The organism is Microbacterium album, from assembly GCF_014643695.1.
In the GTDB taxonomy this organism is placed as follows: domain Bacteria; phylum Actinomycetota; class Actinomycetes; order Actinomycetales; family Microbacteriaceae; genus Microbacterium; species Microbacterium album.
The window spans coordinates 237,271-263,393 of sequence record NZ_BMJY01000001.1 but is presented as its reverse complement, the minus strand read 5'-3'; the positions used below and the strand labels follow the sequence as shown (position 1 = coordinate 263,393).

The window sequence follows — 26,123 nt, the reverse complement described above, 5'->3', positions numbered from 1 at the left end:
CCGCCCAGCCCCCCGCCAGGAGGCCCACCGCATGTCCGTCGACACCGCCGCTCCCCCCGCCGCCCCGTCCGGACCTGGCCGACGCTTCTGGGATCGCCTCCCCGAGTCGGTCGACCGCCGTATCCGCGTGTTCGCCTGGCTGTCCTTCATCGCGGAGGTCACGATCATCGCCACCGGCGGCGCCGTGCGCCTCACCGGCTCAGGCCTCGGGTGCTCGGAGTGGCCGCTGTGCACACCCGACTCGCTCGTGCCGACCGAGGACATGGGGATCCACGGTGTCATCGAGTTCGGCAACCGCACCATGACGGGCGTGGTCGGGCTGCTCGCCCTGGCGGTGCTCGTGCTGGTCCTGCGCATCCGCGCCGAGCGACGCGATCTCTTCGTCCTCGCATCGGTCGTGGTCGGCGGCGTCGTCGCCCAGGCCATCGTCGGCGGCATCACCGTCTGGACCGGCCTGAACCCGTTCGTCGTCGGATTCCACTACACGGCGTCGCTGCTGCTGGTCTGCGTCACCGCCGCGTTCCTGGTGCGCGCGTACGACCGGCCGGGGCCGCGCACCCGCGCCGTGCCCACGTGGTTCGCCGTGCTCACCCACATCACGACGCTTGCCCTCGCCGCCACCATCTTCTTCGGCGTGCTCACGACCGGCAACGGCCCGCACTCCGGCGACGCGAACGTCGTGCGCGACGGCTTCGATGCCACTCTGCTCGCTCACATCCACGCGTGGCCCGGCTACATCCTGCTCGGACTCGTGCTCGTGATGCTGATCGCCGCGTGGGCCCTGCATCTGCCGCCCCGCCGCTGGCTCATCGCGCTCCTCGCCGCGCTCGCCGTGCAGGTGTTCGTCGGCGTCTGGCAGGCCCGCGAGGGGCTGCCCGAGCTGCTCGTGGGGATTCACATGGTGCTGGCGGCGCTGTCCGCCGCCGCGTTCACCGTGGTCGTTCTGCGCCTGAAGCGTCCGGTGTCTGGCTCGTAGGGTTCCGCTTAGGCTGCGGGGTCGTCCCGTCGGAGATGGGGCCCGGGTCGCTTCGCTCCCGGCCGGGTTACGGGAACGCGGGTTTCGTAACCCTGCGTTCATGAAGATGTCGATTCGCGTATCGGCAGTCTCGTAATTGCCGGAAACCTTCGGTGCGCACACTGGGGCGAGCAGCCCGACCGACCGAGCGGGCGTCCTCCCCCGAAAGGCACCTCATGCGTCACCGCACCCCGCTCCTCCTCGGCGCGCTCGCCGCGGGCTCCGCCGTCCTCCTCGCCGGCTGCGCCGCGTCCCCGGCGGACGCCGCCCCCGAAACGATCCGGGTCGCCACGCTGCCGCTCGGCGACGACCCCAACGCCGTCACGCCCGTCGACGCCCTCCAGGACCTGCTCGCCGAGAAGACCGGGATGGACGTCGAGATCGTCGACGTCCCGAGCTACTCCGCCGCGATCGAGGCGGTCCGCGCCGGACATTCCGACATGGTCATGATGAGCGGCTTCCCGTCCGCGCTGGCCGTCAACACCGGCGAGGTCGACGCCCTCGTGGCGTGGCCCGGATCCGACGACCCGGTCTCCACGTGCCTCGTGCTCGACGACTCGCCTCTGCAGTCGCTCGAGGACATCACGCCCGACACCGTCGTCGCGTTCGCCGACCCGGCCTCCAGCTCGGGCTACTTCATGCCGATCCACATGCTCGACGCCGCGGGCCTCACGAAGGACGAGGACTACACGCCCCTGCTCTCGGGCGGCCACGACCGGAGCTTCATCGCGCTGCAGCAGGGCCAGGCCGACGTCGCCTGCACCGCGACCTTCTTCCCGAAGCTCGCGGGCCAGGGCTCGCCGATGTTCCCGTTCGAGCCCGGCGAGACCCGGTCGCTCGGCGAGAGCATCTCGATGCCGGTCGGGATCGCCGTGCTCGGCAGCCAGCAGATGAGTGCCGAGAAGCGCGAGGCGCTGCTGAGCGCCATCCCCGCCGTGTGGAGCGCCGACAACGCCGACGTGCTCGGCCTGTACGTCGAGGGGATCCCGGAGGGCGTCGAGCCGATCCTCGAGCCCGAGAAGGCGCTCTTCCAGCCCTTCGTCGACATCGCGGCCGTGGCCGACGTCGACATCTCCGACCTCGAGTGACCGCCGTGTCGACGCCCTTCGTCGCCCCCAGCACCGCCGGGGCGCAGGCCCGGCTCCCGCTCGTCACCGTGCGCGACCTGCGCGTGCGGTACGCACCCGACGCTCCGCTCGTGCTCGACGGTGTCGACCTCGACCTCCACCCCGGCGAGATGGTCGCCCTGCTCGGCGCCTCGGGCTCCGGCAAGTCGACGCTCATGAAGACGCTCACGGGCTTCGCTCCGATCAGCGGCGGCACGGCCCGGGTCGGCGGCTTCGACCTGAACAACCTCCGCCGCGGGCAGCTGCGCGAGCTGCGCTCGAACGTCGGGCAGGTCTTCCAGCAGTTCAACCTGATCGGACGCCTCTCGGTGCTCACGAACGTGCTCGCGGGCTCGCTCTACGGCGCCGGCCCCCTGAACCTGCTCGGCACATTCCGCAGCGAGGACCGCAAGCGCGCGCTGGAGCTGCTGGACCGCGTCGGCATCGCGCACAAGGCGGACCAGGAGGCACGGACGCTGTCGGGCGGGCAGCAGCAGCGCGTCGCGATCGCGCGGGCGCTCATGCAGCGCCCGAAGCTGATCCTCGCCGACGAGCCCGTCGCCTCGCTCGACCCGAAGATGAGCCGCACCGTGCTCGAGCTGCTGCGCTCCATCGCGCACCAGGAGGGCATCCCCGTCCTCGTGAGCCTGCACGTCCTTCCGCTCGCGCTCGCACACTCCGACCGCATCGTCGGGCTGCGTCACGGCGAGCTGGTCGTCCAGGGCGCGACGTCCCAGCTGGATGCCGCACAGCTCGCCGTGGTGTACGACGTCGACGACGAAGAGGAGGAGGACTGATGGCGACCGTGAATCCCGCGGACGAGGCCCAGGCGTCCCCCGACACACCGCGCAATCCCCGTAAGAAGCCGGCGCAGGCCACCACCCTCGATGCGAAGCACCGCGAGCGACTCGAGCGCGCGTTCCGGATCCCGCGCGCCCGGTTCGTCGTGGGCGCGGTCCTCGCCGCCGCGATCGTGGTGTGGTCGGCGAACGGCGCCCAGTTCAACTTCGTCAAGCTGGGCGAGGGCACCGTCAACATGGTCGGCTTCATCGGCCGGCTCTTCCCGCCGGACTTCTCACGGTTCGATCGGATCCTGGCGCTGCTGATCGAGACGCTGCAGATGGCGATCGTCGGCACCGTGCTCGGCACCGTGCTGTCGCTGATCGTCGCCTTCGGCGCGGCCAGCAACATCGCCCCGCGCTGGCTCTACTACATCTGCCGCTGGACGATGAACATCATCCGCGCACTGCCCGACCTGGTCATCGCGCTGATGTTCGTCTCGGCCGTGGGACTGGGTCCCTTCGCGGGCATCCTCGCGATGACGGTCGGATCCATCGGCTCCATCGGCAAGGTGTTCGCCGAGGCGATGGAGGCGGTCGACCGGGGCCCCATCACCGCGATGGAGTCGGTCGGGGCGTCGAAGCGCCAGATCGTGCAGTACGGCATCCTACCCCAGGCGCTGCCGATGCTCACGAGCTACACCCTGCTCCTGTTCGAAGGCAACGTGCGCGGCGCCACCATCCTCGGCCTCGTGGGCGCGGGCGGCATCGGCCTGGAGCTGACGACCGCCATGAACATGTACAACTACGGCCACCTCTCCGCCATGGTGATCTGCATCATCGTGCTCGTCACCGTCATCGATCAGGCCAGCGCCATCATCAGAAAGAAGATCACATGACCACCGTCGAGACGTCCCCCGTCGACGCGCTCGTGCGCAGCGCGCCCGTCAACCTGCGCGACATGGGCGGGATCCGCGTGCAGGGCGGCGAGATCCGCCCCGGGTTCGCGATCCGCGCCGACGACCTCACGCTCATCACCGACGAGGTCGCGGCCGAGCTGGTCGGGGCGGGGCTCACCTCCGTGATCGACCTCCGCTCGAACCTCGAGACGCGCATCACGGGCCGCGGACCGCTCGCCGACCACGCGGTGACCTACCACCACGTGGCGCTCACGACCGACATCCGCGGCGACCTCAACCGCCATGACTTCTTCTCGGGCGACTACCGCCGCACGTACGGCCCGATGTACGCCGCGCTGATCGAGAACGCCGCACCGCTGATCGTCAACGCGCTGGCCGTCATGGCGACCGCGCCCGGCACCGTCGCCTTCCACTGCACCGCGGGCAAGGATCGCACGGGCGTGCTCGCGGCCTCGCTGCTGCTCGCGTTGGGCGCCTCCGACGACGAGATCGTCGCCGACTACGCCCGCACCGGCCCCAACGTGCCGGCGATCCTCGAGCGCGCGCGCGCCGTGATCGGGCCGATGACGCGCGCCATGGGCATCGACATGGACGCGGCGAGCCTCGCGGCGGGCGAGCAGAGGTTTCACGGCGATGCCATGCGCACGGCCCTCGACACGCTCCGCGAACGTCACGACGGGGACGCGCTCGCCCCGGTGCGACGCGCCGGTCTGACCGACGCCCTGGTCGACCTGCTGCGCCGTCGGGCGCTCGACGCGTGACGGCGCAGACGGCGCAGACGGCGCCACCCGGGACCGCGTCGCGCCGGCGCGGCCCGGGGCGCCCGCGCATCCAGGAACACGACGAGCGGATCCTCCGTGCGACTCTCGAGCTCATCGACGCGGGCCGCGAGGTCACGGTGAACGCGGTCGTCGAGACCAGCGGGGTGTCGCGAGCAGCCCTCTACCGGCGCTGGCGCAGCCTGACCGACCTCGTGGCGGCGGCCCTGGACCACGGCCGCAACAACGCCGTCGAGATCTCCGCGGAGGGCGATCTCAAGCAGAACATCGTCGATGCGTACTTCACGCACCCCCGCGAGTCGCGCGGGGCCGAATACCCCGACCGCCGCTTCCGTCTGCGCATGCAGCTCGTGATGGCGGACCGGGAGCTGCAGCGCGCGTACTGGCGCTCGCACGTGAGCGGGCGCCGCGGCAGCATCGGCCGCGCGCTGCAGGCGGGTATCGACCGGGGCATCCTGCGCGCCGACCTCGACATCGACTCCAGCATCGATCTCATCAACGGCGTCTTCTACTATCAGGCGTTCGTCCGTGGCGTATCGATGGGCGACCCCGAGGCACTCGCCCGCTGTCGTGTCGCCTTCGAGACCGTGTGGCGAGGCATGCTCGCCTGAGGCGCGAACGACAGGGCGCGTGCCCCGGATGGCGGATCCGGGGCACGCGCCCTGTTCACCCTCCTCCGGACGGGACTACTCGTCCGACGTGGCGGTCGGGACGAGGATGCCGCGCGCCAGCGAGTGGAAGTGGCGATGGAAGCCGAGCACCGCCGGGGTGGCGTCCTCGGTGATGTCGAGGTGCTCCACGTCGAGGGCGTCGACCACGAAGAAGTACCGGTGCACGCCCGTGCCGGGCGGCGGGCCCGCCCCGATGAAGCCGCGAGTGCCGGCCTCGTTCCTCAGCGTGATGCCCGCGGGGGTCTGGCCCGCCGGGAACGACGTCACGTCGGCCGGGATGTCGTACACCGCCCAGTGCCAGAACCCCGAGCCGGTGGGAGCGTCGGGGTCGAAGCACGACAGCGCGAAGGACTTCGTCCCCTCCGGGGCTCCCGACCAGCTCAGCTGGGGCGAGGTGTCGCTCCCGCCCATCGCGGAGCCCCACTGCGCACGCGGCAGGGGCTGGTCGTGGGCGATGTCGTCGCTCGTCAGCGTGAGGGGCGCGAAGTCCCGCAGGGTCGCGAGCTCGGCATACGGATCGTAAGAGAACATGGTGACCCTCCTTCCGCTCCCAGGCTAGCCGCCCGGAACGCGGCCGTCAGGCCGCGTCGCGCGCCGGAGGTCGCCGCCGGTGCACGAGGTCCGCCAGCGCGGCCAGCAGGGCCACCAGGGTGAAGCCGCCGACCGCGATCATCCCGAACGCGAAGGCGTCCTGATACACGACGATCTCCAGCCGCGTGCCGCTCTCCCGGTAGATCGTCGAGTAGAAAAACGACAGGGCGATCGGGATGCCGATCGCCGAACCGACGCGCTGGCCGAGCTGTCCGACCGACCCCGCGAGCCCCGCCTGCTGCACGGGCACCTCGGCGAACATCAGCGTCTGGTTGGGCGAGACGACCAGGCCTCCCCCGAGCCCGCTGAAGACCATGATGGCGGCCATGACGTAGCCCACGATCTCGGCGGGGGCGAACAGGGCGGCGAGCACGAGACCGCCGATGCCCATCAGCATCACCACGGTTCCCAGCACCACGAGCCCCCGGCCGTACCGGGCGACCAGGCGGCCGCTGAGCCACGCGGTCACGGCGCTCGACAGCGCGAAGCCGATCGTCACGAGCGCCGCGTCGAGGGCCGCCAGGTGCACCCCGATCTGCAGGAAGAGCGTCGTCAGCACGAACATCGCCGGCAGACCCGCGAAGTACGCGGTGCCCACGAGCGCGCCGTTGCGGAACGACGGCAGGGCGAACAGCCGGATGGGCAGCAGCGGTGCCCGACCGCCGGCCTCGTAGCGCCGCTCCCACAGCACGAAGGCGACCAGCAGGAGACCCAGCGCGGCCAGCGCCCACCAGCGGGCAGGCGGATCGTCGGGGGACCCGGTCGTGAACAAGAACGGGAACATGAGCGCGATCACCGCGCCGCCGAACAGCACGGTCCCCACGGGGTCCAGTTCGAGCCGGCGGCCGCTGCCGGCCGAGCCCGGGATCAACCGGAGTGCCAGCACGATCACGGCCGCGCACACGGGCACGTTCATCCAGAAAATGCCGCGCCAGCCCTCCTCCGCTCCGCCGATCGCGATCGACAGGCCTCCGATCAGGGGCCCGAACGCCGTCGCGAGGCCGATCGTGGCCCCGAACATGCCGAACGCCCGACCCCGCTCGCGACCCTGGAACAGCTGTTGGATGAGGCCCATCACCTGCGGCATGTGCACACCCGCCGCCACGCCCTGCAGCAGCCGCCCGACCAGCAGCACCTCGGCGTTGGGTGCGAGCGCGCACACGGCGCTGGCCACGGTGAACAGGCTCAGCCCGATCACGATCATCGTGCGGCGGGAGCGCTGGTCGCCGATGCGACCCATCGGCACGAGCAGCAGCCCCATCGCGAGCACGTACCCCGACACGACCAGCTGCAGCTCGGTGGAGCCAGCATCGAAGGCCTGCTCGATCGAGGGCAGCGCGACGTTGACCTTCGTCAGGTCGAGGATCGTGAGGGCCGCGACGGTGGCACAGACCCAGAAGGCCGGCCACCGACGTACCGTCTCCACGCCGGTCAGCGCCCGCGTGTCAGAACGGCAGCAGCGGATCGACCGCCACCGCGACGAAGACGAGCGTGAGGTATGTGATCGATGCGTGGAACACGCGCATCGGACCGGGCGAGAGGGCGCGCCCCTCCGCGCTCGCCAGCACCGCGCGGTTGTAGAGGCGGTGCGACTCGTACAGGAACCAGCCGCCGAACACCAGGGCGGAGGCGGTGTACACGACACCCATCCCCGCGACCGGGATGAGCAGCAGGGAGCACGCGACGGTCGCCCACGCGTAGAGGATGATCTGGAGGCCCACCTGCGCACCCGATCGGGTCGCGCCGAGCATGGGCACGTCCACGTTCTCGTACTCGTCGCTGTACTTCATCGACAGCGGCCAGTAGTGCGGCGGCGTCCAGAGGAACACGAGCGCGAACAGGATGAAGGCCGCCCAGTCGAGCGAGTTCGTCACCGCCGCCCAGCCGATCAGCACCGGGAAGCAGCCCGCGATGCCACCCCACACGATGTTCTGCTCGGTGCGGCGCTTGAGGATCATCGTGTAGATGACGACGTAGAAGAAGATCGCGAACGCCGACAGGAACGCCGTCAGCGGGTTGGTCGTGAGGAGGAACCACGCGGTCGAGACGATCGCGAGGACCCATGCGAACACGAGCGCGCTGCGCGGGGAGATCTCGCCCGTGACGATCGGCCGCTTCTCCGTCCGCTGCATGTGCGCATCGATGTCGCGGTCGAGATACATGTTGAACGCCGCAGCCGAGCCGGCGCTCAGGGAGCCTCCGACCACCGTGGCGAGCACGAGCCACAGGTTCGGCAGACCCTGCGCGGCGAGGAACATCACGGGCACGGTCGACACGAGCAACAGCTCGAGCACGCGCGGCTTGGTGAGCGCGACGTACGCGCGCACCTTGCGGCCGAGGCCGCTTCTCGTCTTGCGCTCGGCGCCGACGGTCGTCGTGGCCATGCCTCTCCTCCCCGGTGCCGCGCCCGCGCGCACGGGCACAGGCTCCCCCAGTCTACGGGATCAGCGCGATTCACCACGCCGCGGGCGCCAGCGTGAGAGAACCGACACGGCTCGGACACGCGCCCGCAGCACGCGCGACGTTCCGTCGTGTCAGGCTGCGTCGCGAGGCCCTCCCTGCCGACGGCCCCGGCGCTATGCTGGGGGCACACTCGCGCCCCGGGCCGGTTGCCTCACCCGTGGAGCCACACGGTCCTGCCGAGCGGCCCCCTCGGGCGCCCCACCCCACCACGAAAGGCGATCCGGTGACGGAACTGCGTTGGGATGAGATCGATCGGCGGGCCGTGGACACGGCCCGCGTGCTGGCCGCGGACGCCGTGGAGAAGGTCGGCAACGGCCATCCCGGCACGGCCATGAGCCTCGCGCCCGCCGCGTATCTGCTGTACCAGCGGGTGATGCGCCACGATCCCGCTGACACCCGCTGGGCCGGTCGCGACCGCTTCATCCTGTCCGCGGGCCACTCCTCTCTCACGCAGTACGTGCAGCTCTACCTGGGCGGGTTCGGACTCGAGCTCGACGATCTCAAGTCGCTGCGCACCTGGGGCTCCAAGACCCCCGGGCACCCCGAGTACGGCCACACCGACGGCGTGGAGATCACGACGGGCCCGCTCGGTCAGGGCCTCGCGTCCGCCGTCGGCTTCGCGTACGCCGCGCGCTACGAGCGCGGGCTGTTCGACCCCGACGCGCCGGCGGGCGAGAGCCCGTTCGACCACTTCGTGTACGTGATCGCCTCGGACGGCGACATCCAGGAGGGCGTCACCAACGAGGCGTCCTCCCTCGCGGGACACCAGCAGCTCGGGAACCTCGTCGTGATCTACGACGCCAACCAGATCTCGATCGAGGACGACACCAACGTCGCCTTCACGGAGGATGTCGCGGCGCGCTACGAGGCGCTCGGCTGGCACGTGCAGACGGTCGACTGGAAGAAGACCGGCGACTACGTCGAGGACGTCGCCGAGCTGTACGCGGCGATCGAGGCCGCGAAGGCCGAGACCTCCCAGCCGTCGATCATCGTGCTCAAGACGATCATCGGCTGGCCGTCGCCCGGCAAGCAGAACACCGGCAAGATCCACGGCTCGGCGCTCGGCGCCGACGAGCTCGCCGCGACCAAGAAGGCCCTGGGCTTCGATCCCGAGCAGACCTTCGTGGTCGCGGACGACGTGATCGCGCACACGCGCTCCCTGGCGGAGCGGGGCGCCTCGGCTCGCGCGGAGTGGCAGGAGCGCTTCGACGCTTGGGCGACCGCGAACCCCGACCGCAAGGCGCTGTGGGACCGCCTGCACGCCGGCGAGCTTCCCGAGGGCATCGAGGACGCGCTGCCGACGTTCGAGCCGGGCAAGGACGTCTCCACGCGCGCGGCTTCCGGTCAGGTCATCAACGCGCTGGCCGCGCAGCTGCCCGAGCTCTGGGGCGGCTCGGCCGACCTGGCGGAGTCGAACCTCACGACGATCAAGGGCGCGCCGTCGTTCATCCCGGAGAAGTGGTCGACCGGCGAGTGGTCCGGCAACCCCTACGGTCGCGTGCTGCACTTCGGCATCCGCGAGCACGCGATGGGCGCGATCGTCAACGGCATCGTGCTGCATGGGCCGACCCGCGCGTTCGGCGGCACGTTCCTGATCTTCAGCGACTACATGCGCCCGGCCGTCCGCCTGGCCGCGCTGATGGACATCCCGAGCATCTTCGTGTGGACCCACGACTCGGTCGCGCTCGGCGAGGACGGCCCCACCCACCAGCCGATCGAGCAGCTCACCGCCCTGCGCGCCATCCCGAACCTGACGGTCGTCCGGCCCGCCGACGCGAACGAGACCGCCGTGGTGTGGCTCGAGATGCTGCGACGCCGCCGGGGCCCGGCCGGTATCGCGCTCACGCGCCAGAACATCCCGGTGTTCGAACGCGGCGAGGGCGAGGCGTCGGGCGACACGCTCGCATCGGCCCAGGGCGCGGCGCGCGGCGCGTACGTGCTGGCGGAGGCCCCGGGCGGCACGCCGGACGTCATCATCGTGGCGACGGGCTCCGAGGTGCAGCTCGCGATCGCGGCCCGCGAGACGCTCGCGGCCGAGGGCGTCAACGCGCGCGTCGTCTCGGCGCCGGCGCTCGAGTGGTTCGCCGAGCAGGACGAGGAGTACCGCGAGAGCGTGCTCCCGGCGAGCGTGACGGCGCGCGTCTCGGTGGAGGCCGGTCTGTCGCTCAGCTGGCGCGACATCGTCGGCGACCGCGGCCGCTCCGTGTCGATCGAGCACTTCGGCGCCTCGGCCGACTACAGGACCCTGTTCGAGAAGTTCGGCATCACCGCAGAAGCCGTCGTGGAGGCGGCTCGCCAGACCCTCAAGGAGAACGCATGACCACCCCCACCGCCGCTCTGGCCGCCGCGGGCGTCAGCATCTGGCTCGACGACCTCTCGCGCCAGCGCATCCTGTCCGGCAACCTCGCCGAGCTCATCTCGTCGCGCGACGTGACCGGCGTCACCACCAACCCCACGATCTTCGCGGGCGCCCTGTCGAAGGGCGAGGCCTACGAGGGGCAGGTCGAGCAGCTCGCCAAGGCCGGTGTGTCGACCGACGAGGCGATCTTCTCGATCACGACCGACGACGTCCGCAACGCGTGCGACCTGTTCCGCCCGATCTACGACCGGACGGACGGCGTCGACGGCCGCGTCTCGATCGAGGTCTCCCCCGACCTGGCGCATGACACCGAGGGCACGGTCGCGCAGGCCAAGGACCTGTGGTCGCGTGTGGACCGCCCCAACGCGCTGATCAAGATCCCCGCGACCAAGGCGGGTCTGCCCGCGATCACCGAGGTGATCGGATCCGGGATCAGCGTCAACGTCACGCTCATCTTCAGCCTCGAGCGGTACGACGAGGTCATCGACGCCTACCTGTCGGGTCTCGAGAAGGCGCGCGAGGCCGGCATCGACCTGTCGACGATCCACTCGGTCGCGTCGTTCTTCGTGTCGCGCGTCGACACGGAGGTCGACAAGCGCCTCGCCGCCATCGGCAGCGACGAGGCGAAGGCGCTGGTCGGCAAGGCCGGTCTCGCCAACGCCCGCCTGGCGTACGAGCTGTTCGAGAAGCGCTTCGCGGAGGACCGCGCGACGCAGCTCGTGTCGGCCGGCGCGAACGTGCAGCGCCCGCTGTGGGCCTCGACGGGCGTGAAGGATCCGGCGCTTCCGGACACGCTCTACGTGACGGGCCTCGTCGCGAAGGGCACCGTCAACACGATGCCGGAGAAGACGCTCGAGGCGACCTTCGACCACGCGGAGGTGACCGGCGACACCGTCACCGGCGCGTATGACGAGGCGCACGCTCTGTTCGCCGACCTCGCCGAGGTGGGGGTCGACTTCGCCGATGTGACGCAGGTGCTCGAATCGGAGGGCGTGGAGAAGTTCATCGCGTCGTGGCACGAGCTGCAGGACACCGTCGCCGCCGCGCTGGCGGGCGCCCAGCCGGAGGGAGCGCAGTGACGTTCGCGATCCGCGTCTCCGGCGACGCCGAGGCCGCGGTCGCGACCCACCTGCCCCGCCTGATCGACGAGCTGGTCGCGTCGTGCATCACGAACCTCGATGCGACGCTGTGGGGCCCCGAGGCCGAGGAGGAGGCCGCCCAGCGCCTCGGGTGGGTGCAGGCGGTCTCCGTCTCCCGCCCGCTCGTGCCGGACATCGTCGCGCTGCGCGAGGAGCTGGCGGCCCGGGGCGTGGATCGCTTCGTGCTCGCGGGCATGGGCGGCTCGTCGCTCGCCCCCGAGGTCATCACGCAGACCGCGGGCGTCGAGCTGACGATCCTCGACTCGACCTCCCCCGGCCAGGTGCTCGCAGCGCTCGACTCGGGGCTCGACCGCACGGCGCTCATCGTGTCGTCGAAGTCCGGCTCGACGGTGGAGACCGACTCGCAGCGCCGCGCCTTCGAGGCCGCCTTCCGCGACCTCGGGATCGACCCGGCCGAGCGCATCATCATCGTCACCGATCCCGGTTCCCCGCTCGACGAGTCCGCGCGCGCGGCCGGTTACCGCGTCTTCAACGCCGACCCCACCGTGGGCGGCCGGTACTCGGCGCTCACGGCGTTCGGGCTCGTGCCGTCGGGCCTGGCGGGAGCCGACATCGACGCCCTGCTCGACGAGGCGGAGGCGACGCTCCTGCGCGTCGCGATCGACGCGCCCGACAACCCCGCGCTCGTGCTCGCCGCCGCCATCGCGGGGACGTCGCCGCGCCGCGACAAGCTCGGTCTGATCACCGACGGCACGCACATCGTGGGCCTGCCCGACTGGATCGAGCAGCTCATCGCGGAGTCCACGGGCAAGCAGGGCACGGGCATCCTTCCGGTCGTGATGCTGCCCGTCTCGCCCGAGCTGGACTCCCGGCCGGCCGACCTGCAGATCGCGCGCCTGGTGGACGACGTGGACGAGGTCGCGCACCGCCACGACGGCGAGATCGTCGTCAGCGGCACGCTGGGCGCGCAGTTCGTCGTGTGGGAGTACGCGACCGCCATCGCCGGCCGGATGCTCGGCATCAACCCGTTCGACCAGCCGGACGTCGAGTCGGCCAAGGCCGCCGCGCGCGGCCTCCTCGAGGCGCGGCCCGAGCCGTCGGCGCCGGCGTTCGTCGAGGCGGGCGTGGAGGTGCGCGTCAGCGATCCGGCGCTCGCGGCCGGCGGCACCGTGCAGAGCGTCCTCGACGCCCTCTGGCGCAAGCTCCCCGAGGACGGCTACGTGTCGATCCAGGCGTACGTGAACCGCCTCGAGGTGCCTCAGCTGCTGGGGCTCCGGGAGATGGTCGCCGCGGACTCGGGGCGCCCCACCACCTTCGGCTGGGGGCCGCGGTTCCTCCACTCCACCGGGCAGTACCACAAGGGCGGTCCGGCCCAGGGCGTGTTCCTTCAGATCACGGAGCGCACGGAGCTGGACGTGGAGATCCCGGAGCGGCCCTTCACCTTCGGACAGCTCATCGAGGCGCAGGCGAGCGGCGACGCCGCCGTCCTCGCCGAGCACGGACGCCCGGTCGTGACGCTCACGCTCACGGACCCGCAGGCCGAGGTGCTCACGCTGTTCGAGGCGGCGCAGTAGTGGCCACGCCCGTGGGAGCAGGGAGCCTGACCCGATGACCGTCCAGATCTCGCGCGGCGTCAACCCGCTGCGCGACCCCGACGACCGGCGCCTCAACCGCATCGCGGGGCCCAGCGCACTGGTCATCTTCGGCGTCACGGGCGACCTGTCGCGGAAGAAGCTGATGCCGGCCGTGTACGACCTCGCCAATCGCGGCCTCCTGCCGCCGGGCTTCGCCCTCGTGGGCTTCGCCCGGCGCGACTGGGAGGACCAGGACTTCGCGCAGGTCGTGCACGACGCGATCCGCGACCACGCGCGCACGGAGTTCCGCGAGGAGACGTGGCAGCAGCTCCAGCAGGGCATCCGGTTCGTGCAGGGCGAGTTCGACGACCCCGAGGCGTTCCGTCGACTCCGGGAGACCGTGGATCGGCTCGACGTCGAGCGCGGCACGATGGGGAACCACGCGTTCTACCTGTCGATCCCGCCGAAGGCGTTCCCGACCGTGGCGAAGCAGCTGTTGGACTCCGGGCTCGTCGACGACACCCCGGACGACAACCGGTGGCGCCGCGTCGTGATCGAGAAGCCGTTCGGCCACGACCTCGCGTCGGCCCGCGCGCTGAACGATGCCCTGGAGGCCGCGTTCCCGGCCGACTCGATCTTCCGGATCGACCACTACCTCGGCAAGGAGACGGTGCAGAACATCCTGGCGCTGCGCTTCGCCAACGAGCTGTACGAGCCGATCTGGAACCGCAACTACGTCGATCACGTCCAGATCACGATGGCGGAGGACATCGGCGTGGGCGGCCGCGCCGGCTACTACGACGGGGTGGGGGCGGCGCGCGACGTCATGCAGAACCACCTGCTGCAGCTCCTGGCGCTCACCGCGATGGAGGAGCCCATCAGCCTCTCCGCCGAGCACCTGCGCGCCGAGAAGGAGAAGGTGCTCGCGGCCGTGCGCCTGCCCCGCGACCTGGCCACGGCGACGGCACGCGGCCAGTATGCGGGCGGCTGGCAGGGCGGCGAACGGGTGTGCGGCTTCCTCGAGGAGGAGGGGATGAACCCCCACTCCACGTCGGAGACGTACGCCGCGCTCAAGCTCGAGATTGCGACCCGCCGCTGGGCGGACGTGCCGTTCTATCTGCGGACGGGCAAGCGCCTGGGGCGCCGGGTCACCGAGATCGCGGTCGTGTTCAAGCGGGCGCCCGAGCACCTGTTCTCGCGCGGGCAGACGGCCGAGCTGGGACAGAACGCGCTCGTGATCCGCGTGCAGCCCGACGAGGGCGTCACGATCCGCTTCGGCTCCAAGGTGCCCGGCACCGGCACGCATGTGCGCGACGTGACGATGGACTTCGGGTACGGACACGCGTTCACGGAGGCGAGCCCCGAGGCGTACGAGCGCCTGATCCTGGACGTCCTGCTGGGCGACCCGCCGCTGTTCCCGCGGCACGAGGAGGTCGAGCTGTCCTGGCGCATCCTGGACCCCGTGGAGGAGTTCTGGGCCGCGCAGGGCGGCCCGCTCGAGCAGTACGACCCCGGTTCGTGGGGCCCGCCCTCGGCCGACGAGCTGCTCGCCCGCGACGGCCGCGTCTGGAGGCGCCCGTGACGCGCCGGACCGACTCGATGGACTGGAGAGACCTGTGATCATCGACCTGCCCGACACCACCGTCAGCAAGGTCGCGCGCCAGCTCGTGAGCACGCGCGAGGAGGGCGGTGCGGTCGCCCTCGGCCGCGTGCTGACGCTCGTCATCACGTCGCACCGCGGGCTCGAGGAGTCGGCGATCGAGGCCGCGAACGACGCGTCTCGGGAGCACCCCATGCGCGTGATCGTGCTCGTCACGGATCCGCACGGCGAGGCGCGGCTCGACGCGCAGATCCGCGTGGGCGGCGACGCCGGCGCCAGCGAGGTCGTCGTGCTGCAGGCCTACGGGGACGCCGCCGGCAACGAGTCGACGCTGCTGACCGGCCTGCTGCTGCCGGATGCCCCCGTCGTGGCGTGGTGGCCCGACGAGCCGCCGCCGCGTCCCGGGGCGTCCGCGCTGGGACGGATCGCCCAGCGCCGCATCACGGACACCGCGACGGCGCCGTACTCGTCCGAGCGCCTCACGCAGCTGGAGTCCTCCTACACGCCGGGCGACACGGACCTCGCGTGGACCCGCCTCACGCGGTGGCGCGAGCAGCTCGCGGCCGTGCTGGACCAGCCGCCCTACGAGCCCGTGACCGCCGTGCAGGTGCGGGGCGCCTCCACATCCCCCTCCACCGCGCTGCTCGCGGCATGGCTGGGACTCGCGCTGGACCTCCCCGTCGACTGGCGCTACGAGGATCCGGACGTGTGGGACCACGGCATCCGATCGGTGCGCCTGACGCGCGCGAGCGGTGACATCGTGCTGGAGCGGCAGAGCGACGCGATGGCGCTGCTGACGCAGCCCGGGCAGCCCGACCACGACCTGCACCTGCCCCGCCGGACGCTGCGCGAGTGCCTCGCGGAGGAGCTTCGTCGCCTGGACCCGGATCCCCTGTACGGCCGGGTGATCAGCGAGGGCTGGGCTCGACTGAGCGAGCCGAGGGGCGCCGCATGACCGCCTCGGACCGCGCGGACGGCCGCCGCGTCGTCGTGCATCCCGACAAGGCGAGGCTCGCGGAGGACGTCGCGGGCCGCTTCGTCGGCAAGCTCGCGCAGCTCACCCAGGAGGGCCGCCCCGTCCACGTGTCGCTGACCGGCGGCTCGATGGGCTCCGCCGTGCTCGCCGCCGCGGCGCAGCACGGCTGGGCGTCGAACATCGATTGGTCGCTGGTGCACTTCTGGTGGAGCGACGAGCGGTTCGTGCCGCGCAGCGATCCCGAGCGCAACGCCGGCCAGGCGCGGGCGGCGTTCCTGGACGTCATCACCGTGCCCGCCGAGAACGTGCACGAGCCGGCTGCGGCCGACGACGCCGTCACGCTCGACGAGGCGGCGGACGCCTATGCCGCGGAGCTCGCGCGCTTCGGCGCGGACGGGCGCCCCTGGCCCGCGTTCGACGTGTGCTTCCTCGGCGTGGGCCCGGACGGGCACATCGCGTCGCTGTTCCCCGACCGCGGCGAGGTGCACGTGACCGACCGCGCGGTGCTCCCGGTGCGCGAGTCGCCGAAGCCCCCGCCCGAGCGCATCACCTTCACGCGTCCCGTGATCAACGCCTCATCGCGGATCTGGATGGTCGTCGCCGGCTCCGACAAGGCGGCCGCGCTCGGGCTCGTGCTCGCGGGCGCCGGCTACTCGAGCGTGCCGGCCGCCGGAGCCGAGGGCACGCACGAGACCGTGGTCTTCGTCGACCAGGAAGCCGCCGCCGACGTCCCCGAAGACCTCATCGACCCGGACTACTGACGCGGCACCGCCGACCGGGAAAAGAGGAGATTCTACTCCCCGCGGCGGTCGCGGAGCTTCTGCAGCGCCTCGTCGAGGAGCTGCTCGGCTTCCTCGTCCGTGCGGCGCTCCTTCACGTAGGCGAGGTGCGTCTTGTACGGCTCGTTCCTGGCGACCTGCGGAGGATTGTCCTTGTCGCGTCCCGCGGGCAGGCCCGAGTGCGGGTGGTCGACGACGTCCGGGATCTCCTCCTCGGGCACGCCCGCCGCGTAGTAGCGCACGGTCTCGTTGCCGAGGCTGTCCCAGTAGCTGACGGAGATCCGTTCGGCGTGGTGGCCGTGGTCCTGCTCCCCCATCGGGCCGGAGCCGACGCGGGTGCCGCGGATCGCGTTACCCCCGACCGCCATGTCAGAGCACCTGGAACTTCGTGACGAGGCCGAGGCCGACGACGGCGAAGAACCAGACGAGCGCGAGGATGACCGTCAGGACGTTGAGGTTGCGCTCCGCGAGGCCCGACGATCCCATCGCCTGCGACATCCCTCCGCCGAACATGTCGGAGAGACCGCCGCCGCGCCCCTTGTGGAGCAGGATCAGCAGCGTCAGGAGCAGGCTGGTCAGGCCGAGCAGCACCTGGAGGGTGAATTCGATGATCTGCACGGGATAAGGCCTTTCGTGGCTGCGGGCCGGGGGACCCGCACGATGGTTCAGTATACGGGCTTCGCAGGCACGGGCCCGTTGACGGCGCCCGCGCGCCGCTCGTCCGTCACACGCCGACGTGCTTGCGGAAGCGGATGATCGACGCGAACTCGTCGACCAGCAGGCTCGCGCCGCCGACGAGGGCCCCGTCGACGTCGGGCTGGCGCATGAAGCTCGCGATGTTCGCGGCCTTCACGGAGCCTCCGTAGAGGATGCGCGTGCGCGCCGCGGCGTCGTCGCCCAGGGCGGCGCGGACGACGTCGCGCAGCTTGGCGCACACCTCCTGCGCCTGCTCGGGAGTGGCGGCCTGCCCGGATCCGATCGCCCACACGGGCTCGTACGCGACGACGACGTCCGCCGACGCGGGGACGCCTGCCAGTGCCGCCTCGAGCTGTCCGACGGGCACGGCGCTCGCTCCGTGGCGCTCGAGGTCCTCGGCGGTCTCGCCCACGCAGATGACGGGGACGAGCTCGTGCCGGAGCGCCGCCTGCACCTTCGCCGCGACGACCTCGTCCGTCTCGGCGTGGTACTCGCGACGCTCGGAGTGGCCGATGATGACCGAGCGGACGTCGAGCCGCTTGAGGAAGACACCGGAGACCTCGCCCGTGTAGGCGCCGGAATCGTGGATCGACAGGTCCTGCGCGCCGAGCCCGAACGGGATCTTGTCGGCGTCGAGCAGGGTCTGCACGCTGCGCAGGTCGGTGAACGGCGGGAAGACCGACACGTCGACCGTGTCGAACTCGTGTTTGGCGTCCTTCAGCGCCCAGTGGAGCTTCTGCACGAACGCGACCGCCTGAAGGTGGTCGAGGTTCATCTTCCAGTTGCCGGCGATGAGCGGAGTGCGCTGTGCCGGACGGGCGCCGGACGCCGCCGCGTTCACGCCGACCATCCGAGCACCTCCAGTCCGGGCAGCTTCTTGCCCTCGAGGAACTCCAGGCTCGCGCCGCCGCCCGTCGAGATGTGGCCGAAGCGGTCGTCCGCGAAGCCGAGCTGGCGCACCGCGGCGGCCGAGTCGCCGCCGCCGACCACGCTGAGGCCGTCCACCTCGGTCAGCGCCTGGGCGACGGCCTTCGTGCCGTTGGCGAACCGGGGGAACTCGAACACGCCCATCGGGCCGTTCCAGAACACGGTCTTCGACCCGCGGATCGCGTCGGCGAAGGCCGCGGCCGTCTCGGGTCCGATGTCGAGGCCGATGCCCGATGCCCCGTCGACGGTGCTCTCGATCGCGTCGGCGGGTGTGATCTCGCACACGGCGTCCGCCGCGAACTTCTCGGCGACGACGACGTCCGTGGGAAGGAGCAGCTCGATGCCGCGCTCCTCCGCCGCGGCGATGTACCGGCGCACGGTGTCGAGCTGGTCCTCCTCGAGCAGGCTCGCGCCGATCGCGTGACCCTGTGCCTTGAGGAAGGTGAACATCATGCCGCCACCGATCAGCAGGCGGTCGACGCGCGGCAGGAGGTGGTCGATCACGCCCAGCTTGTCGGAGACCTTGGATCCGCCGAGCACGACCGTGTACGGCCGCTCGGGCTTCTGCGTGAGCCGGTCGAGCACCTCGAGCTCGGTGGCGATCAGCAGTCCCGCCGCGCTCGGCAGGAGCTGCGCGAGATCGTAGACGCTCGCCTGCTTGCGGTGGACCACGCCGAAGCCGTCCGAGACCATGAGGTCGCCGAGCGCCGCGAGACGCTCCGCGAAGGCGCGCCGCTCGGCGTCGTCCTTCGCGGTCTCGCCGGCGTTGAAGCGCAGGTTCTCGAGCACCGCCACGTCGCCGTCCTCGAGAGCGTCGACGGCCTCGCGCGCCGACTCGCCGACCGTGTCGCGGGCGAAGGCGACGGGCTTGCCGAGCAGCTCCGACAGGCGCTGCGCGACGGGCTCCAGGCTGTACTGCGGGTCGGGCTCGCCCTTGGGGCGCCCCAGGTGCGAGCACACCACGACGCGCGCGCCGGCGTTGACGAGCGCATCGAGCGTGGGCAGCGACGCGCGCACGCGCCCGTCGTCCGTGATGCGGCCCTCCGAGAGGGGCACATTGAGGTCGCAGCGCACGATCACGCGCTTGCCGGCGACCGAGCCGAGGGATTCGAGAGTTCGCAGTGACATCGATCCGACTCTACCGCGCCCGCGCGGACGAGGAAGGCCCGCCGGAGCACCGGCGGGCCTTCGCTGCGGACGGCGTGTCAGAGACGCTCGCCGACGAACTCCGCGAGGTCGACGAGGCGGTTCGAGTAGCCCCACTCGTTGTCGTACCACGCCGACACCTTGGCCAGATTGCCGCTGACGCTCGTGAGGCCCGCGTCGAAGATCGACGAGAACGGGTTGAGCTGGATGTCGCTCGACACCAGCGGATCCTCGGAGTACTGCAGGTATCCGGCGAGGCGACCCTCCGCCGCGGCCGCGGCGTAGGCGGCGTTGATCTCGTCCTTCGTGAGCCCGTCCCGCGTCACGAGGGTGAGGTCGACGATCGACCCGGTCGGGACCGGGACGCGGTAGCTGGTGCCGTCCAGCTTGCCCTGCAGCTCGGGAAGCACCAGGCCGATCGCCTTCGCGGCGCCCGTCGAGGTGGGGACGATGTTGACCGCCGCGGCGCGCGCGCGTCGCAGGTCGCTGTGCGGGCCGTCCTGCAGGTTCTGGTCGGCCGTGTAAGCGTGCGCGGTCATCATGAAACCGCGCTCGATGCCGAACGCGTCGTTGAACACCTTCGCGAGCGGCGCGAGCGCGTTCGTCGTGCAGGACGCGTTCGAGATGACGTGGTCGTTCTCCGGGTCGTACGAGTCCTCGTTGACGCCCATGACGAACGTCGGGGCCGCGCCCTTCGCGGGGGCGGAGATGAGGACCTTCCGGGCGCCGCCCTCGAGGTGCTTGGCGGCGTCCTCGGGCTTCGTGAAGCGTCCGGTCGACTCGATCACCACGTCGGCGCCGATGTCGCCCCACGGCAGCGCGGCCGGGTCGCGCTCGGCGAAGGCGCGGATGACGTGGCCGTCCACCGTGATGGACTGCTCGTCGTAGGTCACGTCCTTGCCCAGCGGCCCGCCCACGGAGTCGTACTTGAGCAGCTGTGCGAGCGCCTTGTTGTCGGTGAGATCGTTGACACCCACGATCTCGATGTCCGCACCCTGCGCGAGCGCAGCGCGGACGAAGTTGCGGCCGATGCGGCCGAAGCCGTTGATTCCGATCCTGACAGACACTGAGGTCTCCTGTATGTCGTGCGCCCGGGGGCGCGGTGAGAGGGGGACCGCCGGGCACGCACCCCGGACGGTCCCCCAGAGATCAGCCGGCGACGAGCAGTCCGGCGGTCTTCTCGCGGGCGGCGCCGAAGCGGGCGGCGACGTCCTGCCAGTTGGCGATGTTCCAGAACGCCTTGACGTACTCCGCCTTGACGTTGAGGTAGTCGAGGTAGAAGGCGTGCTCCCACATGTCGAGCATCAGCAGCGGCGTGATGCCGAGCGGCACGTTGGCCTGCTGGTCGAACAGCTGGAAGATCGCGAGGCGCTCCCCGATCGCGTCCCAGCCCAGCACCGACCAACCGGAGCCCTGGATACCGTTGGCCACGGCCGCGAAGTGCGCCTGGAAGGCCGCGAACGAGCCGAACTGGTCCGCGATCGCCGCGGCGAGCTCGCCCTCCGGCTCCCCGCCGCCCTCGGGCGACAGGTTGTTCCAGAAGATCGTGTGGTTGGTGTGCCCGCCGAGGTGGAACGCGAGGTCCTTCTCGAGCTTGTTGACGTTCGCGAAGTCACCGCTCTCACGGGCCGCGGCGAGCTGCTCGAGGGCGGTGTTCGCGCCGGCGACGTAGGCCGCGTGGTGCTTGTCGTGGTGCAGCTCCATGATCTTGCCGCTGATGTGCGGCTCGAGGGCCGCGTAGTCGTAGGGCAGGTCGGGGAGGGTGTAGACAGCCATGCGATGTTCCCATCCGCGCCGCGACAACGGCGCCTATCGGTGTACCTCCACGTCGCGGACGCGACGGGACCGGACGATCCTCATCCTAGTGACGCGAGGACGGGGACGGGACGCGCTTGACGCGGTTCGCGATGGGGGTCAGCTGCCGGCGGGGACGGCCGACTCGGTGCCGGGGACGCCGTCCTGCTCGGCGCGCTTGTCGGCCATCGCGAGGAGCCGGCGGATGCGGCCGGCCACGGCGTCCTTCGTCAACGGCGGGTCGGCGTGGTGGCCCAGCTCGTCGAGGCTCGCGTCGCGATGCGCGAGACGCAGCTCCCCGGCCTGCCTCAGGTGCGGGGGCACCTCGTCGCCCAGGATCTCGAGCGCCCGCTCGACGCGCGCGCAGGCCGCGACCGCCGCCTGCGCGGAGCGGCGGAGGTTGGCGTCGTCGAAGTTGACGAGGCGGTTGACGCCGGCGCGCACCTCGCGGCGCTGCCGCAGCTGGTCCCATTCGCCCGCCGTCTTCGCGGCGCCCATCGCGATGAGCATGCCGCGGATCGCCTCGGCCTCCCGCACGACCACGCGCGGCACGCCCCGCACCTCGCGCGCCTTGGCGGCGATGCCGATGCGGTGCGCCGCGCCGACGAGCGCCATGCCCGCCTCCCCCGTGGGGCACGCGACCTCGAGGGATGCGGAGCGTCCCGGCTCCGACAGACTGCCCGACGCCAGGAACGCCCCGCGCCAGACGGCGGCGAGGTCGTCGCGGGAGCCGGTCGTGAGGCGGTTCGGCAGCCCGCGCACCGGGCGACGCCGCAGGTCGAGCAGCCCGGTCTGGCGGGCGAGCGTCTCACCGCCGTCGATGATGCGGACCGCGAAGAACTCGCCGTCGCGGGTGCCGGATCCCTGCACGTGGGCGATCTCGGGACGCACGCCGTAGATCTCCGCGATGTCGCGCGCCGTCCTGCGCGCGAGCGGCGCGGTGTCCACCTCTGCCTCGACGGCCACGCGACCGGCGATCGAGTGGAGGCCGCCTGCGAAGCGCAGCAGCGCCGTCAGCTCGGCGACCCGAACCGACGGACGCGGATCGCGCACCGCGGTCAGCTCGGCCTTGACATCGGCGGTCAGTGACACCGTTCTCCCTACTTCTCGGACCGGGAAGCCCGCCGCACGGCGGGGCCGCAGTCGCATCCCCTCGCGTCGGTGGCCCCCACGGCCGCCGACTCCGACGCCGACGTCGGCGCGAGGGACTAGCCTACCCGTCCTGACGCGATCCGACCGGGGCGACCTCTCAGTCGCCGCTCCGCGCCGTGCGCAACCTCTCGTTCATCTCCCGGGGGCAACGTGGGCGCCATGACCCGGATCGTCCGCACCCTGCCCGCGCTCGCCCTCGTCCTGCTCGCCGGCTGCACGTCGCAGCCCGCCGTGAAGGACGCGTCCTTCATCAACGTCGACACTCCCGGCGTCCTCGGATTCGAGAACGGCGACTGCTTCCTGGACCTGGAGGAGAACCGGGCGCTCGGGGAGGAAATGCTCACCACGACGGAGTGCGTCGGCGCCAGCAACCAGGTCTACACGTTCGTAGAGCTGTCAGACGGCCCGTGGGACGAGGAGCGGGTCGCGGAAGAGGCGACCGCGCTGTGCGAGGAGGGCTTCGACGAGCTCTGGGGCAAGCCCGGCGAAAGCGACCTCGCCTTCTACCCCGCACCGCCGTCCGAGCGGTCGTGGGCGGAGGGCGACCGCGACGCCATGTGCGTCGTCTACTCGCTCGAGGGCCGGTTCACGGTCGACCCGCTCGAGCGCGCCTGAGCGCAGCCGAGTCGCGCAGCATGCCCAGCCCGGTTAACCCAGACGTCATGTGCGGGTCGCCTGAAGGTCGCTTCTGTTCATGCCGGGGTCATCGCCCCTGCTTAGCGTCAGGGCACGTGACTGCTCATCCGCTCTCCGGTTCTCCCGTTCCCCGTCGCCCTCGTGGCCGCGTCGCGCTCGCGTTCGCGGTCGCCGTGTGCGCAACGATCGGCTCCGTCGGCCTCACCGCCTCCGCCGCCTTCGCTGCTGACACCCCGTACCCCGCCGCGCAGCGCTATGCGATCACCCCCGTCCCCGACCGGATCACCCTGATCCCCACCGAGGACCCCGCCACCAGCCAGCGCGTGACCTGGCGCGCGGACTCCGCCACCCCCCGCGCCCAGATCGTCGAGGCCCCCGCCGCGTTCGGCGACGTGCAGCGCTCCAACGCCGCCGCCTACGACGTGATCGAGGTCGAGGCCGCGTTCACCGAAGAGGTCGACCCCAAGACCGGATACGTGAACCGGTACCACACCGCCGAGTTCACCGGCCTGAAGCCCAACACTCGCTACTCCTACCGCGTCGGCGACGCGACCCAGCCCGTCACCAGCGGCTCGGGCGCCAGCTCGATCAACAACTGGAGCCCGTGGATGGACTTCACCACGGCCGCCGACGGACTCGAGCCGTACTCGTTCATCTACTTCGGCGACGCGCAGAACTACATCGACTCCGCCGTCCCCCGCGTCTTCCAGCAGGCCGTCAAGGACCGCCCCGACGCGCGCATCCTCCTCCACGCCGGCGACCTGATGAACCAGACCGGCACCACCGACTCCTCCCTCCGCATCCAGGAGAAGGAATGGGCCGAGTGGTACGCGGCCGCCGGTTACAGCAATCAGCAGCGCAACGTGATCGCCACCCCCGGCAACCACGAATACAACTCCTCCACCAGCATCTCCCCGTTCTGGAAGCCGCAGTTCCCCTTCCCCTCCAACGGCCCCGCCCTCGCCGACGGCACCCCCATGCCCGAGGTCGAGCGCAGCGCCTACTACGTCGACTACCAGGGCGTGCGCTACATCTCCCTCGACTCCAGCCCCCTCCAGAACGGCCCCGTCCAGGAGCACGTCCGCGCCGCGCAGAAGGAATGGCTCGAGCAGGTCCTCACCGACCCCGAGCGCCCCAAGTGGACCGTCGTGACCTACCACCACCCCGCATTCGCCGGCACCGGAACCCGCAACAACTCCCTCGTCCGCGCCGACTGGACCCCCCTGTTCGACAAGTACGGCGTCGACCTCGTCCTCCAGGGCCACGACCACGTCTACAACCGCGGAAACCTCATCACCGACGACGACCCCAACGACCCCACCAAGTCGCACGGCACCGTCTACTCCATCTCCGTCTCCGGCGGCAAGATGTACTCCCTCAACCAGGGCCAGAACTGGACCAACAACGGCGCCAACCTCCGCGTCAACGGACAGAACATCCAGCTCTACCAGCTCATCGACGTCTCCGAAGGCTCCCTCCTCTACCAGGCCCGCCTCGCCACCGGCGAGTTCTACGACGGCTACCGCGTCGACAAGCCCGGCAACGGCTGGAACAGCCCCAAGATCGTCACCGACCTCACCGACGACCCCGACACCGGCAACAACCCCCAGCAGCCCTCGGGAATCACCGTGACCACGGTCAGCGCCTCCGCCTCGGCGATCGAGCTCGGTCAGAGCATCGACGTCTCGGCCGAGGTCGCGCCCCGGGTCGACGGCACCGTCGAGTTCCGCAGCAACGGCAACCCCGTGGGTGAGCCCGTCGCCGTCATCGAGGGCGTCGCGACCGCGACGCTCACCGACCTGCCGGAGGGGATCCACGAGATCACCGCCTGGTTCACCCCTGCCGACGCCTCCTTCAAGCCCTCCAACTCCAGCACCGTCCGCGTCCAGGTGCGCGGCGACGCCCCCGTCGAGGCGCCGTTCGGCCACTCGCCGGTGGGCTCGCTCACCTCCCCCACGGTCGGCCGGGGAGACGCGGTCGACGTCGACACGGCCGGCGGCCGCCTCTTCGTCGGCGACTCGAGCTCCGCGGGCAAGGTGCAGGCGATCCGCCTCGACGGCGACCAGCTCCTGAACGAGTTCTCGGTGGGCGCTCCCGTGCGGGACCTCGCCTACATCCCCCTGCTCGACGCCGTCGCCGTCGGGTTCTCGGGCGGCAAGGTCGGCGCGTACTCGACGGCCGCGGCGACGTTCGGACAGCCCCTGATCGACGTCATCCAGCTGCCCGACTCGGTGCGCGGCGTGGCGGTCGACCAGACCCGGAACCTCGCGTTCTTCACGCTCAACCGCGGCGGGATCGTGACGCTCGACGTCGCGACCGAGCGCCTCGTGGGCCAGATCCCGACCGAGAGCACGATCTACCGGATCGCGGTGGACGAGACCAGCGGACGCCTGTATGCGACCTTCGACACCAATGAGAACGGCAGCGAGGGGCTGCGCGTGTACGACACCCGGAACGACTTTGCCGTCGTCGGCTCGTACACCCTGGACCGTGGCGTGCGCTCGGTCGCTGTCGACCCGGCTGCCGGCCTCGCCTACGTCGGGCACCGCCCCACCTCCTCGGGCCAGGCGGGCATCTCGGTCGTCTCGCTCGAGGACGGCACCGTGACGCGCTACGCGGACAACGCCTTCGGTCGGGCCGTCGAGGGCATCGCCGTCGACCCCACCACGGGCCTGGTCTACACGTCGAGCGCGAACGCGACGCCGGCGCCCGTCACGATCGTGGGACGCTGGCAGGCCCCGCGCGTGACGGAGGAGCCGCGTCACGCGACCGTCGCAGCCGGTGAGGTCGCGACCTTCCGCGCCTCGGCGCACGCCGTCCCCGCGGCGACGGTCGTCTGGCAGCGCGAGCTGCCCGGTGGCTCGTGGGAGCGCATCGAGGGCGCGACGTCCGGCACGCTGTCGGTGGTGGCGACCGAGGAGCTCTCTGGCGCGCGCTCCCGCGCCGCGTTCACCACCGTGATCGACGGACACGAGTACACCAACTACACCGCTCCCGCGACGCTCACGGTCCAGGGCGCCGAGTCCCGGTAATCCGATCCGCCCGCGTGGGCCGGTGCCT

At 71.2% G+C, this 26,123-nt stretch carries 24 protein-coding genes; 14 read left to right on the top strand and 10 right to left on the bottom strand.

Annotated elements, in window-relative coordinates; translation table 11 throughout:
* Window positions 1-31 precede the first annotated feature (31 nt).
* The 6 genes from IEX37_RS01365 to IEX37_RS01340 all read left to right on the top strand — a co-directional run bounded on the left by IEX37_RS01365 (window position 32) and on the right by IEX37_RS01340 (window position 5,210).
* Window positions 32-976: a COX15/CtaA family protein gene (locus IEX37_RS01365; RefSeq protein ID WP_188754453.1), complete on the top strand. Its 945-nt coding sequence runs from the start codon at window positions 32-34 to the stop codon at window positions 974-976.
* A 215-nt stretch (window positions 977-1,191) separates the two neighbouring features.
* Entirely contained in the window at window positions 1,192-2,103 is a 912-nt protein-coding gene (phnD, locus tag IEX37_RS01360) for a phosphate/phosphite/phosphonate ABC transporter substrate-binding protein (RefSeq protein ID WP_188754452.1), read from the top strand.
* A 5-nt stretch (window positions 2,104-2,108) separates the two neighbouring features.
* A complete protein-coding gene (gene phnC, locus IEX37_RS01355; RefSeq protein ID WP_188754451.1) occupies window positions 2,109-2,918 on the top strand; it encodes a phosphonate ABC transporter ATP-binding protein in 810 nt (269 codons plus the stop codon).
* Window positions 2,918-3,799, top strand: coding sequence for a phosphonate ABC transporter, permease protein PhnE (phnE, locus tag IEX37_RS01350; protein WP_188754450.1), 882 nt, complete (start codon window positions 2,918-2,920; stop codon window positions 3,797-3,799). Before phnC ends, phnE begins: the two co-directional genes overlap by 1 nt.
* A complete protein-coding gene (locus tag IEX37_RS01345; protein WP_188754449.1) occupies window positions 3,796-4,581 on the top strand; it encodes a tyrosine-protein phosphatase in 786 nt (261 codons plus the stop codon). Before phnE ends, IEX37_RS01345 begins: the two co-directional genes overlap by 4 nt.
* Window positions 4,578-5,210, top strand: a complete 633-nt coding sequence (locus IEX37_RS01340; protein WP_188754448.1) for a TetR/AcrR family transcriptional regulator — start codon at window positions 4,578-4,580, stop codon at window positions 5,208-5,210. The genes IEX37_RS01345 and IEX37_RS01340 overlap by 4 nt, the downstream gene beginning before the upstream one ends.
* 75 nt (window positions 5,211-5,285) lie before the next feature.
* Here IEX37_RS01340 and IEX37_RS01335 read toward each other — a convergent pair whose 3' ends face one another.
* From IEX37_RS01335 to IEX37_RS01325, 3 genes are read right to left on the bottom strand one after another with little or no spacing between them, the layout of a single operon-like run.
* Complete coding sequence (locus IEX37_RS01335; protein WP_188754447.1) at window positions 5,286-5,801, bottom strand: YbhB/YbcL family Raf kinase inhibitor-like protein; 516 nt, start codon at window positions 5,799-5,801, stop codon at window positions 5,286-5,288.
* 46 nt (window positions 5,802-5,847) lie between these two features.
* Window positions 5,848-7,287 (bottom strand): MFS transporter, encoded by a 1,440-nt coding sequence (locus IEX37_RS01330; RefSeq protein ID WP_229662995.1) that lies wholly within the window; start codon window positions 7,285-7,287, stop codon window positions 5,848-5,850.
* A gap of 19 nt (window positions 7,288-7,306) precedes the next feature.
* Window positions 7,307-8,245 (bottom strand): heme o synthase, encoded by a 939-nt coding sequence (locus tag IEX37_RS01325; protein ID WP_188754446.1) that lies wholly within the window; start codon window positions 8,243-8,245, stop codon window positions 7,307-7,309.
* A gap of 302 nt (window positions 8,246-8,547) precedes the next feature.
* Here IEX37_RS01325 and tkt point away from each other — a divergent pair, with 302 nt between their 5' ends.
* Genes tkt through pgl form a run of 6 tightly spaced genes read left to right on the top strand, consistent with a single transcriptional unit; the run spans window position 8,548 to window position 16,694 of the window.
* The gene (tkt, locus tag IEX37_RS01320) at window positions 8,548-10,644 is read left to right on the top strand and encodes a transketolase (RefSeq protein WP_188754445.1); all 2,097 of its coding nucleotides are present in this window, start codon (window positions 8,548-8,550) and stop codon (window positions 10,642-10,644) included.
* On the top strand, window positions 10,641-11,762 hold the full coding sequence (gene tal / locus IEX37_RS01315; protein WP_188754444.1) for a transaldolase: 1,122 nt from the start codon (window positions 10,641-10,643) through the stop codon (window positions 11,760-11,762). The genes tkt and tal overlap by 4 nt, the downstream gene beginning before the upstream one ends.
* On the top strand, window positions 11,759-13,357 hold the full coding sequence (locus IEX37_RS01310; protein ID WP_188754443.1) for a glucose-6-phosphate isomerase: 1,599 nt from the start codon (window positions 11,759-11,761) through the stop codon (window positions 13,355-13,357). The genes tal and IEX37_RS01310 overlap by 4 nt, the downstream gene beginning before the upstream one ends.
* 34 nt (window positions 13,358-13,391) lie before the next feature.
* Complete coding sequence (gene zwf, locus IEX37_RS01305; protein WP_188754442.1) at window positions 13,392-14,939, top strand: glucose-6-phosphate dehydrogenase; 1,548 nt, start codon at window positions 13,392-13,394, stop codon at window positions 14,937-14,939.
* 34 nt (window positions 14,940-14,973) lie between these two features.
* A complete protein-coding gene (locus IEX37_RS01300) occupies window positions 14,974-15,912 on the top strand; it encodes a glucose-6-phosphate dehydrogenase assembly protein OpcA (RefSeq protein ID WP_188754441.1) in 939 nt (312 codons plus the stop codon).
* Window positions 15,909-16,694 (top strand): 6-phosphogluconolactonase, encoded by a 786-nt coding sequence (pgl, locus tag IEX37_RS01295; RefSeq protein WP_188754440.1) that lies wholly within the window; start codon window positions 15,909-15,911, stop codon window positions 16,692-16,694. Before IEX37_RS01300 ends, pgl begins: the two co-directional genes overlap by 4 nt.
* A gap of 32 nt (window positions 16,695-16,726) precedes the next feature.
* Here pgl and IEX37_RS01290 read toward each other — a convergent pair whose 3' ends face one another.
* From IEX37_RS01290 to whiA, 7 genes are all read right to left on the bottom strand, one after another.
* The gene (locus tag IEX37_RS01290; RefSeq protein ID WP_188754439.1) at window positions 16,727-17,080 is read right to left on the bottom strand and encodes an RNA polymerase-binding protein RbpA; all 354 of its coding nucleotides are present in this window, start codon (window positions 17,078-17,080) and stop codon (window positions 16,727-16,729) included.
* A 1-nt stretch (window position 17,081) separates the two neighbouring features.
* Window positions 17,082-17,330 carry a preprotein translocase subunit SecG gene (secG, locus tag IEX37_RS01285; RefSeq protein ID WP_188754438.1) on the bottom strand — a complete coding sequence of 83 codons (249 nt, stop codon included), beginning with the start codon at window positions 17,328-17,330 and terminating at the stop codon, window positions 17,082-17,084.
* Window positions 17,331-17,436: 106 nt separating this feature from the next.
* On the bottom strand, window positions 17,437-18,258 hold the full coding sequence (gene tpiA / locus IEX37_RS01280) for a triose-phosphate isomerase (protein WP_188754437.1): 822 nt from the start codon (window positions 18,256-18,258) through the stop codon (window positions 17,437-17,439).
* Window positions 18,246-19,463, bottom strand: a complete 1,218-nt coding sequence (locus IEX37_RS01275) for a phosphoglycerate kinase (protein ID WP_188754436.1) — start codon at window positions 19,461-19,463, stop codon at window positions 18,246-18,248. Before IEX37_RS01275 ends, tpiA begins: the two co-directional genes overlap by 13 nt.
* Before the next feature lie 77 nt (window positions 19,464-19,540).
* Window positions 19,541-20,548, bottom strand: a complete 1,008-nt coding sequence (gap, locus tag IEX37_RS01270) for a type I glyceraldehyde-3-phosphate dehydrogenase (RefSeq protein ID WP_188754435.1) — start codon at window positions 20,546-20,548, stop codon at window positions 19,541-19,543.
* Window positions 20,549-20,630: 82 nt separating this feature from the next.
* Complete coding sequence (locus IEX37_RS01265; protein ID WP_188754434.1) at window positions 20,631-21,257, bottom strand: superoxide dismutase; 627 nt, start codon at window positions 21,255-21,257, stop codon at window positions 20,631-20,633.
* Window positions 21,258-21,395: 138 nt separating this feature from the next.
* Window positions 21,396-22,367 carry a DNA-binding protein WhiA gene (gene whiA, locus IEX37_RS01260; protein ID WP_188754433.1) on the bottom strand — a complete coding sequence of 324 codons (972 nt, stop codon included), beginning with the start codon at window positions 22,365-22,367 and terminating at the stop codon, window positions 21,396-21,398.
* A 219-nt stretch (window positions 22,368-22,586) separates the two neighbouring features.
* Between whiA and IEX37_RS01255 the strand changes: the two genes are divergently transcribed.
* Both IEX37_RS01255 and IEX37_RS01250 read left to right on the top strand, forming a co-directional pair.
* Window positions 22,587-23,042, top strand: a complete 456-nt coding sequence (locus IEX37_RS01255; RefSeq protein ID WP_188754432.1) for a hypothetical protein — start codon at window positions 22,587-22,589, stop codon at window positions 23,040-23,042.
* A gap of 116 nt (window positions 23,043-23,158) precedes the next feature.
* Window positions 23,159-26,095 carry a fibronectin type III domain-containing protein gene (locus IEX37_RS01250; protein ID WP_229662994.1) on the top strand — a complete coding sequence of 979 codons (2,937 nt, stop codon included), beginning with the start codon at window positions 23,159-23,161 and terminating at the stop codon, window positions 26,093-26,095.
* Window positions 26,096-26,123: the final 28 nt, after the last annotated feature.

Excerpts from the sequence above, each read along its gene's own strand:
- phnD (WP_188754452.1), top strand. The coding sequence starts at position 1,192 with ATGCGTCACCGCACCCCGCTCCTCCTCGGCGCGCTCGCCGCGGGCTCC.
- tal (WP_188754444.1), top strand. The coding sequence starts at position 10,641 with ATGACCACCCCCACCGCCGCTCTGGCCGCCGCGGGCGTCAGCATCTGG.
- pgl (WP_188754440.1), top strand. The coding sequence starts at position 15,909 with ATGACCGCCTCGGACCGCGCGGACGGCCGCCGCGTCGTCGTGCATCCC.
- IEX37_RS01265 (WP_188754434.1), bottom strand. The coding sequence starts at position 21,257 with ATGGCTGTCTACACCCTCCCCGACCTGCCCTACGACTACGCGGCCCTC.
- IEX37_RS01345 (WP_188754449.1), top strand. The coding sequence starts at position 3,796 with ATGACCACCGTCGAGACGTCCCCCGTCGACGCGCTCGTGCGCAGCGCG.
- IEX37_RS01335 (WP_188754447.1), bottom strand. The coding sequence starts at position 5,801 with ATGTTCTCTTACGATCCGTATGCCGAGCTCGCGACCCTGCGGGACTTC.
- phnE (WP_188754450.1), top strand. The coding sequence starts at position 2,918 with ATGGCGACCGTGAATCCCGCGGACGAGGCCCAGGCGTCCCCCGACACA.
- IEX37_RS01255 (WP_188754432.1), top strand. The coding sequence starts at position 22,587 with ATGACCCGGATCGTCCGCACCCTGCCCGCGCTCGCCCTCGTCCTGCTC.
- IEX37_RS01365 (WP_188754453.1), top strand. The coding sequence starts at position 32 with ATGTCCGTCGACACCGCCGCTCCCCCCGCCGCCCCGTCCGGACCTGGC.
- IEX37_RS01275 (WP_188754436.1), bottom strand. The coding sequence starts at position 19,463 with ATGTCACTGCGAACTCTCGAATCCCTCGGCTCGGTCGCCGGCAAGCGC.
- IEX37_RS01290 (WP_188754439.1), bottom strand. The coding sequence starts at position 17,080 with ATGGCGGTCGGGGGTAACGCGATCCGCGGCACCCGCGTCGGCTCCGGC.
- tpiA (WP_188754437.1), bottom strand. The coding sequence starts at position 18,258 with ATGGTCGGCGTGAACGCGGCGGCGTCCGGCGCCCGTCCGGCACAGCGC.
- zwf (WP_188754442.1), top strand. The coding sequence starts at position 13,392 with ATGACCGTCCAGATCTCGCGCGGCGTCAACCCGCTGCGCGACCCCGAC.
- IEX37_RS01325 (WP_188754446.1), bottom strand. The coding sequence starts at position 8,245 with ATGGCCACGACGACCGTCGGCGCCGAGCGCAAGACGAGAAGCGGCCTC.